Genomic DNA, 10,425 nt, shown 5'->3' on the forward strand with positions numbered 1-10,425 from the left:
TGCCGGACAAAGTGGATACGCGGTTCTGCATCAGTAGAGTTCCTTGTTGTAAAACAGTAATACAATTTGTATTGATTGGTTACAACGGATACTAGAACAGGCGAATGACGCTTTTATGACAGTCCACACTTTTATAGCAGCCCAATTAATTATTATTCCTTATCTTTCAGGGGCGTTCCCTGGCCCCGCTGCGCCTTCGCACCATAGTGTTAAATCAGCCCACCATTGGCACGCAACACTTGCCCATTGATCCAGCCGCCGTCTTTTCCGACTAAAAATGCCACAGCCGCTGCAATGTCCTCTGGTGTGCCCAATCTTTCTAATGGTGCCATTTTCGCCATTTTTTCAATCAGTTCAGCGGATTTGCCGTTAAGGAAAAGATCAGTCGCGGTCGGCCCGGGTGCCACAGCATTGACAGTAATATCGCGACCTCGCAGCTCTTTTGCCAGAATTGCCGTCATCGTTTCAACCGCAGCTTTGGTGGCAGCATAAACAGCATATTTTTCCAACTTTAAGCCCACAACACTGGTTGAGAAATTAACAATTCGGCCGCCATTTCTGAGCCGTCTCGCCGCTTCTCGCATGCCGTTGAAGCTCCCTTTCAGGTTAATGGCAATTTGGCGGTCAAAATGTTCATCGTCGCTGTCGGCAACCGTGCTGAGTGACATAATACCGGCATTATTGACCAATACATCAACTCCACCGAAGGCGGTTTCAGCTTCGGTAAACAATTGGGCCACAGCGGTGGGATCGCTAATATCGCCTTTGGCACTTAATGCATTGCCACCCGCTTGTTGAATTTTACGCACCAAAGCTTCGGCTTCATCATCAGCCCGAGAGTAATTGATCAACACAGTGTAGCCTTCCTGAGCCAAACGCTCGGCTATTGCCGCACCAATACCCCGTGATGCACCAGTAACAATCGCGACCTGCTGAATGGTATTTGTCATAATATTCTCCTGAATACGAGTTTCATCATCTATATAGGCGGTGAGTAATGATTAAAACCCAGATCACTTAAACCGCCAGAGAGAGAATGCCACTGTTATCAATTCGGATAATCACCTATTATTCGACAACACTATCCGGAAAAATCGAACAATGGTATGGACAGAATTGACGCAATGCGTGTGTTTATCAGAGTAGTGGAACAGCGCAGTTTTACCCAAACAGCCCAAGACTTGAATTTGCCCCGTTCGAGTGTGACGGATGCAATTAAACAGCTTGAGCGGCGATTGAATGTCCGCTTATTACAGCGCACAACCCGACATGTCAGTCCAACATTGGATGGTGAGGCTTATTATCAGCGCTGCCTACGTATTATTGCTGATATAGAAGATGCTGAAATGGCGTTTGCCAATGCCAAGCCCCGAGGTTTACTTCGAATAGATGTGCATGGAACCTTAGCTCGACATTTTGTGTTACCACAACTGCCTGATTTTATAATGCAATATCCCGATATCGAATTATTCATCAGTGAAGGCGATAGGCTGGTTGATTTGATTCGCGAGGGTATTGACGGGGTATTGCGAGTCGGCAATTTACAAGACAGTGATATGGTCGCCCGCCGAGTGGCACTGTTGCCCCAGGTAACTTGTGCCGCACCACGCTATTTGCAACAACACGAAACACCGCACTCACTCGCTGAATTGACCGGGCACCAAATGGTGGGATTTCGCTCCAGCGCAACCGGTGGATTGATGCCATTAGAGTTTTGTGTCGACACCACATTAGCGCCCTTTGCCAGAAAAGAAGGTTTATCGCCACGGCCGGTTCCTCGCCCAATACCTGAAATTCAAACAGTAAAATTACCCGCAGTTCTGTCGGTGAGTGGTGCAGAGAGCTTCGTTGCTGCCGCCCGGCTCGGACTCGGGATCATTCAGGTGCCGCGCTACCATGTTGAACCTGATTTATGCGCAGGAACACTGGTTGAGATACTGCCAGAATATGCACCGCCCCCAATGCCGGTTTCTTTCCTATATCCGCACAATCGACAATTATCACCGCGGGTGCGAACGTTCAGTGACTGGCTGAGCCGGATATTCCTGACCAAATCAAATAGCGATTAGAAACCAACGTACTCAGGCAATAAACAGCCGAACGGTTCAGGCCCGGCTGCTTGTCTCACTCTATTGGTCTTTCTCAACTGATTGATAGATATCAATATCAAAATAGCCATCAGCCCTGCCGTCATTGAGGTAAACCTCGTAGCACGCCCCTTCGGTTGGGCGATAGCCACTTTGTGGCAGATGCTGGTTATATAATTCCCCCCAAGCTTTGGCGTAATCATCATCCGATACACGAGTGTGGTACACCGCATACAAACCAGCGGGAATCACTTGTAGTTGCAGATGATCACTGAGCTCTGGTGGCAAAACATAATCATCCGCAACAGATAATGAGACATCAGCTCGCAACTCAGCCGGTGGATTGGTTTCAGGATTATCCCAGTAAAGCGCTAACCAATCTTTTCCCGGAATTTGGTATTGGGTATAAAGTGATGATAGTTGGTCAAAACCTTTTGGAATGGTTTCGTGATAAGGCCCGACGACTCGGATACTCACAATCTGTTGTGGTTGTTTTTCAATTATCTTAAATGCCATATCGCTACCTCGACTTAATGGTTTCAATAAAATTAAGTGACTAAAGATACGAGTACTGTTTATTTATACAGTATAGCGACATTTTATGACTTTTGATTAATTTTCAACCTGGATTTGTGAACCACTTCGCAAAAAATCATCCGCTTGCTCAAGTTGAAGATGACTAAACACGGTGATCCCGTGGCGGCGCAATAAGGCCGTTGTTACGCCCTGTCCAGTGCGCTGGGTGCCATTAAAATGTCCATCATAAATACGGCTACTACCGCATGACGGGCTACCCTCAGTGAGAATGGCCAAGGTGCACTGATGTTTTTGGGCCAACGCTAATGCCTGGTAAGCACCTTGCAGAAATTCCCGGCTGACATCATTGCCCCATTGTTCAATCACCCGGGCCTGACCTTGTAATACCGCCTCACCATTACCTTGCTGAATTTCAGCAGGAGGCCGCGGTACTGGCATTCCGGCAGCCAGTTCAGGACATACCATGACCAACCGCCCTTCATCCTGCCAGCGCTGAATAATTTCATGATGGACAGACAGGGCACTTCCATTATAACGAACAGGTTTGCCCATCAAACAGGCACTGATCAGGACACGCGCGGGTTTGGGTTCCACAAGATTATCAACCTTAAAGTTGTGTGATAAATAATTGGTTATAAAATAAGAATAACTATAGCCACCGATAATAACTAATTAATAGTGGCCAGTCATAAACCCAGAAAAATATTTGGCGCAAAACAGACTTTTCTCGGGTCGTTAAATAGGTGACAAGGTTATCTACCCTAGATAATTCGAGTTGCAGGAAGGCGGCAAGCGAGATAATCCCGATGAGCTTACTGTCGTAAGTGATTAGGGTTATTAAGTGTAGCCAACACACCCGCAGCTTGAAGTATGACGGGTATAGGCGGATAAAACTTGTGGTAACAACCGCGCCAACCGTCTGGCCCATTCCTCCTGCCCGTTCTCATCAGTAATAAGATCTTGTCGAATCTCAATACCGACATATGGCAACTGCCGCTGCTCGGCATGGAATGGCAAAGTGAAATCTGTGGCATCCGTCATCGCATAAGGTTCATTGATCCCCACATTTAAGGCATCTTCTTGCTGCAAAAATGACACTAATTGCAGCGCAAACTCGGGGTTTCGGTGAAATAAAGTGCCAATTTGCCAAGGCCGAGAAATATTTTTGAATGATGGTGTAAAACTGTGCATGGAAATAATGACACCAGGCTGGCCACTATCACGGCGCTGATTAAGCGTCTGTGCAATCAAATCATGATATGGCTGAAATACCTCTGCTCGACGAGCTTGAGCCTCTTCCACCGTGACACCGATATTACGCGGGATCCGTGTGTTTTCAGAGATTTCAGGGATAGAACTGGCGATACCGGGGGTACGGTTGCAATCAATAACTAAACGCGAATAACGCTGATGAATTAATGTGGCATCTAAATACTGGCTAAGTAACTGCGCGGTGGCTAATGAGCCAATATCCCAACCAATGTGACGATCAATTTCTCCTGCTGGTAATCCTAAATCCCCGAGTTGAGCCGGAATACGCTGGCCGGCATGGTCTGCCAATAAGATAAAAGGCGAGCAGCTCTCAGCTCGTTCGATAGCCGCAGCTGGCGGTTCGTTCTCACGTAATAAAGGATACGAGGTGAAATTGGACATGAATTGAATACCTGATATGAATTGATTTCGTAAATAACAGACTTTTATCCTAGCGGTTTACACTGACTTCGCCCACCTTGACCTTATACCTAAACTTCATGTTTTATGCGATTAACGCCGCAATAAAAGCAGGTTTTTGCTTTTCAGCCCTGATAGTCATCTATTGATGTTATTTTTCATGTAATAATCGCTGGCAAAGTTTTTAAGCCAACAATTCGCTCAACCAGTGGCAGCAACATCGTGGAGAACTATGGAAACGTTTTTGATTGATAAAATGGCAACCCCTCAGGGTGAACTGTTGTTAATTGCAGACGAAAAGCACCGGCTACGCGCCATTGATTGGACCGATCACTATGAACGCCTGATGAAACTGCTACGTAATCATTACGGCGCAAATACTTTTACCCTGGTGGAACAGCGCAATCCTGGTGGGTTGAGTGACAGCATGCAACGCTATTTTGCCGGCGAACTGAACATTATTGATAATTTACCGGTTAAAACCGCGGGTACCGATTTTCAGCGTCAAGTTTGGCAACAACTGCGTAAAATCCCTTGTGGTGAGACCATTACTTATGGCGAATTAGCAAAACGCATTAACCGCCCCACCGCTTCCAGAGCGGTGGGGATGGCCAACGGCTTAAACCCCATATCGATTGTTGTGCCTTGTCATAGGGTGATTGGGCAACAAGGTGCATTGACCGGTTATGCGGGCGGCGTAGAACGAAAACGCTGGTTATTAATGCACGAGGGTTATCTTTTAGCACGCTAACTATTGTTGCTCTTATCAGAAGCAAGAAAAGATGTTAAAATTGACGCATATCAATATTAATGGGAATACCCTATGATCCCGGAAAAACGAATAATCCGACGTATTCAGTCTGGCGGTTGTGCAATCCATTGCCAGGATTGCAGTATCAGTCAGCTCTGTATTCCTTTTACTTTGAATGAAAATGAGCTGGATCAGCTCGATAATATCATTGAAAGAAAAAAACCTATTCAGAAGGGACAGGCGTTGTTTAAAGCAGGTGATGAGCTTAAATCCCTGTACGCTATCCGTTCCGGGACCATTAAAAGTTACACCATTACCGAAGAAGGTGATGAGCAAATTACCGGCTTCCATCTGGCAGGCGATTTAGTTGGTTTTGATGCTATTAGTAATTTGCAACATCCGAGCTTTGCGCAAGCTCTCGAAACCTCAATGGTTTGCGAAATCCCGTTTGATACCTTAGATGACTTATCCGGTAAAATGCCAAATCTGCGCCAGCAGATGATGCGCCTGATGAGTGGCGAGATTAAAGGTGATCAAGACATGATTTTGCTGCTTTCTAAAAAGAATGCAGAAGAGCGTTTGGCAGCGTTTATTTATAATCTCTCGCGCCGCTTTGCTCAACGTGGCTTCTCACCACGTGAATTCCGCCTCACTATGACGCGGGGTGATATTGGCAACTATTTAGGCCTGACGGTAGAAACCATCAGCCGTTTATTGGGGCGTTTCCAGAAAAGTGATATTCTGAGTGTGAAAGGTAAATACATCACTATCGAGAATACCGAAGCTCTGGCTCAACTGGCGGGAAACCCAAAACCAAGCTGTAATTAATATTATTGCTCTATGACGTCAGTAAATAGGTAGGCGGGGATAGGTACCGGATGTTTGTCGCGGCGCGAGCCGAACGGTATAGCTGCCCCGCCACTTTCTGACTCACAAAATGTGATTTATCAGTCGCCCTCATATCTATATAATTTATCTGGTTTGTGCTCTCACCTGTTCTCTTTCACTTTCATGGTTTACTCTTTAACTAACATACTGTTAATTCACGGTTGTAAGGAGACTCTATGGCAAAGTATCAGAATATTCTGGTTGCTATTGACCCCAATCAGGATGATCAGCCTGCATTAAGGCGTGCAGTTTATCTTGTACGGCGTAATGGCGGCACAATTAAAGCATTTTTGGCTATTTATGACTTGTCCTATGACATGACCACTCTACTGTCGCCTGATGAGCGCACCGCAATGCGCAAAGGGGTTATCAGCCAACGTTCAGCATGGATAAGTGAACAGTGTCGATTTTATCTTGATGAAGGGATACCGATTGAAATCAAAGTGGTATGGCACAATCGGCCCTACGAAGCCATTATTCAGGAAGTCCTGAAATTTAAGCATGATTTATTGCTCAAAATGGCACATCAGCACGACCGCCTCGAATCAATTATCTTCACCCCCACTGACTGGCATTTATTGCGTAAATGTCCATGCCCAGTGTGGATGGTCAAAGACCAACCTTGGCCAGAAAATGGCACGGCACTGGTTGCCGTCAATCTCTCAAGTGAAGACCCACTGCATGACCCACTTAATCTGCGTTTAGTTAACGAAACCAGAGAGCTTGCTGAGAATCTCAACCAAACTCCGGTGCACTTGATTAGCGCCTATCCGGTTACCCCGATTAACATTGCCATTGAATTACCTGATTTTGATCCGAGCGTCTATAACGATGCTATTCGTGGCCAACATTTGGTCGCGATGAAAGCATTGCGCCAGCAATTTGGTATTGATGAGAAATTCACTCATGTCGAAAAAGGGTTGCCGGAAGAAGTTATTCCTGATCTGGCGGAACATTTACGGGCTGGGGTGGTAGTTCTGGGTACTTTAGGGCGTACCGGTCTCTCTGCCGCCTTTATCGGGAATACCACGGAACATGTGATCGATCATCTGAAATGTGATTTGTTAGCCATTAAACCGGAAGGCTTTAATTGTCCAGTGGAAAGCAATGAAGATTCTGCGGATGGAGAATAACCGCTTCACCAGCTATTCGTGATTAGAGCAAAAAAAGGCCACCTCGGTGGCCCTAACGTTAATGACAAAGTGCTCGTAGCGGTGAAAACAGGCAGATCGTAAAGACGCCGTAAACCCTTCCCTGGGGGCTCGAGCCGCGCCTTCCCTGGCGCGGACGCTTTACTCTTCTACCTGTCTTCACCTTGTAAGATCGAAGTGTCGAGGTTTGTCAGCAGTCTGAAGGGCCACCTTAGTGGCCCTTAATCAATACCCTACCGCCATTACAACGCGCGTAAAATGGCTTCCACGCTGTCTTTAGCATCGCCAAATAACATCTGAGTATTGTCTTTGAAGAACAATGGATTTTGGACGCCAGCATAGCCGGTGTTCATTGAGCGTTTGAAGGCAATAACACTTTGCGCTTTCCATACTTCCAGCACAGGCATACCGGCAATCGGGCTGCGAGGATCTTCAAGTGCTGCTGGGTTTACGGTGTCATTAGCGCCAATCACCAGGACCACATCAGTGCTTGGGAAATCATCATTGATCTCGTCCATCTCCAGCACCACGTCGTAAGGTACTTTAGCTTCAGCCAATAAAACGTTCATATGGCCTGGCAAGCGCCCTGCTACAGGGTGAATACCAAAGCGTACTTTGATCCCACGAGCCTGGAGTTTTGCTGTGATTTCAGCAACTGGATACTGTGCCTGTGCCACCGCCATACCATAGCCAGGGGTGATGATGACAGAGCTGGCATTTTTCAGCAGTTCAGCCACTTCCTCAGCATTGGTTTCACGATACTCACCCATTTCTTCAGCATCACCGGTAGAAGAACCATCGGTACCAAAGCCACCGGCAATAACGCTGATGAACGAACGATTCATCGCTTTACACATGATGTACGACAGAATCGCACCAGAAGAACCGACTAACGCACCGGTCACAATCAGCAAATCGTTGCTCAACATGAAACCTGCCGCCGCCGCTGCCCAACCTGAATAGGAGTTCAACATTGAAACGACAACTGGCATATCAGCACCACCAATAGATGCAACCAAATGCCAACCGAAGGCTAAGGCAATCACGGTCATCAATAATAGTGCGACCACTTGCAGCGCCACGCTATCTGTTTTGACAAACATAATCATCAGCAGGAATGAAACAACCAGCGCGACCAGGTTCAATTTATGGCGTTGCGGCAGCATCAGCGGTTTGGATGAGATAATCCCGCGTAATTTACCGAAGGCAACAATAGAACCGGTAAATGTCACCGCACCAATAAAGATCCCCAGGAACACTTCAGTCAGATGGATATTCACCATCACTGCATCCATGACCACTGGGCCATGATCCAGATAGCTGTTAAAGCCAACCAGAACCGCCGCCAGACCGACAAAGCTGTGCAAGATGGCAACCAGCTCCGGCATTTCGGTCATTTCGACTTTTTTCGCCAGATAAATACCAATTGCCCCACCAATCACCATGGCGATGATAATCCAGGCAACGTTACCTGAGTCTGGCCCCAGAATGGTCGCAATAAGCGCGATGGCCATACCGGTCACACCGAAAGTGTTACCTTGTTTGGATGTTTCATGGCGCGACAGCCCAGCCAAACTGAAAATAAATAAAATCGCAGCAACTATGTACGCAGCTGTAACGAGACCACTAGACATCAGTTACCCCTTCATTTTTGTATAACGTTGTCTTTATAAACATTGTTGTTTTTATAAACATTGTTTTATCCACTCAGCTTTATCAACTTGCGCTTTAGGCAAGTTCGGCCTCATCGAAACCTAGTTTTTACGGAACATTTTCAACATGCGTTGGGTGACGGTAAAACCACCAAAAATGTTGATGCTGGCGATCAAAACGGCAATAAAGGATAAGAAACTCACCCAGCCACCATGACCAATCTGCAGCAATGCGCCAACGACAATAATGCCGGAAATAGCGTTGGTGACTGACATCAGCGGTGTATGCAGCGCATGGCTGACGTTCCACACCACGTAATATCCGACCACACACGCCAGTGCAAAGACCGTAAAGTGAGATAAAAACTCTTTCGGTGCCACATTGGCCAACCAACCAAATAGCACAATAGCCAGCGCCATAATGATGTATTTAGGCCAAGGCGAGGAAGGTTTAGCCTCTTCTTTGACAATCGGTGCAGCTTTCGCCGCCTGAGGCTGTGCTGATACTTGAATTGGCGGTGCCGGCCAGGTGACTTCACCGGTTTTGACCACAGTAACACCGCGAATCACGGTATCTTCGAAATCAATGTCAATCTCACCATTTTTCTCTTTGCAGAGTAATTTCAGCAAGTTAACCAGGTTAGTACCATAAAGCTGGGATGACTGTGTTGGTAAGCGGCTTGGTAAATCGGTGTAACCAATGATTTTCACGCCATTCTCAGTCACCGTCACTTTGTCGGCCACTGTCAATTCACAGTTGCCGCCAGTCTGTGCTGCCAGATCGACAATCACACTACCCGACTTCATTGAAGCAACCATCTCTTTAGTGATCAACCGTGGCGCGGGTTTACCAGGAATCAACGCGGTGGTCACAATGATATCCACTTCAGCCGCTTGCGCTGCAAATAGCGCCATTTCGGCTTTGATAAACGCTTCAGACATGACTTTGGCGTAACCATCGCCACTGCCAGCCTCTTCTTCGAAATCGAGTTCAAGGAATTCAGCGCCCATACTTTGGACTTGTTCTTTCACTTCCGGACGGGTATCGAAAGCGCGAACAATAGCGCCCAAGCTCCCTGCCGCACCGATAGCGGCCAACCCGGCAACACCAGCGCCGATAATCATCACTTTAGCTGGGGGAACTTTACCTGCAGCCGTGATTTGTCCGGTGAAGAAACGGCCAAATTCATGTGCAGCTTCAACAATAGCGCGATAGCCCGCAATGTTAGCCATTGAGCTAAGAGCATCCATTGATTGCGCGCGAGAAATACGCGGCACAGAATCCATTGCTAATACCGTAACCTGACGCTCTGCCAACTTTTGCAGTAATTCCGGGTTCTGAGCCGGCCAGATAAAGCTGACCAAAGTGCTCCCCGCACGCATCAGGGGAATTTCTTCCTCAAGTGGGGCATTCACTTTGAGGATAAGGTCGGATTGCCACACATCGGTGGTATCCGTAATGGTGGCACCCGCATCCTGGTACGCCGCATCGTCAAAACTGGCTAAATGGCCAGCTCCGCTTTCAATCGCCACGGTGAAACCCAGTTTCAGCAATTGTTCTACCGTTTTCGGCGTTGCTGCGACACGGGCTTCATTGGCCAACCGCTCTCTTGGTACACCAATACGCATAATGTTCCCTTTTTTACCTGTCTTTGATGATAAGTATTGCCATGTTCTATTGGGTTACT

General features: G+C 47.1%; 10 protein-coding genes. 4 read left to right on the plus strand and 6 right to left on the minus strand.

Going from position 1 to position 10,425, the window contains the following annotated elements; genetic code table 11:
• Positions 1 to 209: 209 nt before the first annotated feature.
• Complete coding sequence (locus tag ACNSO8_RS04275) at positions 210 to 950, minus strand: SDR family oxidoreductase (RefSeq protein WP_050159418.1); 741 nt, start codon at positions 948 to 950, stop codon at positions 210 to 212.
• 156 nt (positions 951 to 1,106) lie between these two features.
• Between ACNSO8_RS04275 and ACNSO8_RS04280 the strand changes: the two genes are divergently transcribed.
• Positions 1,107 to 2,069 carry a LysR family transcriptional regulator gene (locus tag ACNSO8_RS04280; protein ID WP_050131568.1) on the plus strand — a complete coding sequence of 321 codons (963 nt, stop codon included), beginning with the start codon at positions 1,107 to 1,109 and terminating at the stop codon, positions 2,067 to 2,069.
• Between the two features lie 60 nt (positions 2,070 to 2,129).
• On the opposite strand, the gene sbmC is transcribed toward ACNSO8_RS04280, so the two are convergent.
• From sbmC to ACNSO8_RS04295, 3 genes are all read right to left on the minus strand, one after another.
• Positions 2,130 to 2,603, minus strand: coding sequence for a DNA gyrase inhibitor SbmC (sbmC, locus tag ACNSO8_RS04285; RefSeq protein ID WP_005160901.1), 474 nt, complete (start codon positions 2,601 to 2,603; stop codon positions 2,130 to 2,132).
• 96 nt (positions 2,604 to 2,699) lie between these two features.
• The gene (locus tag ACNSO8_RS04290) at positions 2,700 to 3,218 is read right to left on the minus strand and encodes a DUF523 domain-containing protein (RefSeq protein WP_019079396.1); all 519 of its coding nucleotides are present in this window, start codon (positions 3,216 to 3,218) and stop codon (positions 2,700 to 2,702) included.
• Positions 3,219 to 3,461: 243 nt separating this feature from the next.
• Entirely contained in the window at positions 3,462 to 4,277 is an 816-nt protein-coding gene (locus ACNSO8_RS04295; RefSeq protein ID WP_050159416.1) for an N-formylglutamate amidohydrolase, read from the minus strand.
• 250 nt (positions 4,278 to 4,527) lie between these two features.
• On the opposite strand from ACNSO8_RS04295, the gene ogt reads away from it, so the two are divergent.
• From ogt to uspE, 3 genes are all read left to right on the plus strand, one after another.
• Positions 4,528 to 5,046, plus strand: coding sequence for a methylated-DNA--[protein]-cysteine S-methyltransferase (gene ogt, locus ACNSO8_RS04300; RefSeq protein WP_019079394.1), 519 nt, complete (start codon positions 4,528 to 4,530; stop codon positions 5,044 to 5,046).
• 72 nt (positions 5,047 to 5,118) lie between these two features.
• On the plus strand, positions 5,119 to 5,874 hold the full coding sequence (locus ACNSO8_RS04305) for an FNR family transcription factor (protein WP_005160911.1): 756 nt from the start codon (positions 5,119 to 5,121) through the stop codon (positions 5,872 to 5,874).
• Positions 5,875 to 6,110: 236 nt separating this feature from the next.
• Entirely contained in the window at positions 6,111 to 7,067 is a 957-nt protein-coding gene (gene uspE, locus ACNSO8_RS04310; RefSeq protein ID WP_019079393.1) for a universal stress protein UspE, read from the plus strand.
• 260 nt (positions 7,068 to 7,327) lie between these two features.
• Here uspE and pntB read toward each other — a convergent pair whose 3' ends face one another.
• The gene (gene pntB / locus ACNSO8_RS04315) at positions 7,328 to 8,719 is read right to left on the minus strand and encodes a Re/Si-specific NAD(P)(+) transhydrogenase subunit beta (protein WP_005169667.1); all 1,392 of its coding nucleotides are present in this window, start codon (positions 8,717 to 8,719) and stop codon (positions 7,328 to 7,330) included.
• A 120-nt stretch (positions 8,720 to 8,839) separates the two neighbouring features.
• Entirely contained in the window at positions 8,840 to 10,366 is a 1,527-nt protein-coding gene (pntA, locus tag ACNSO8_RS04320) for a Re/Si-specific NAD(P)(+) transhydrogenase subunit alpha (protein WP_050159415.1), read from the minus strand.
• Positions 10,367 to 10,425: the final 59 nt, after the last annotated feature.

It is taken from the genome of Yersinia sp. LJYL362, assembly GCF_048323875.1.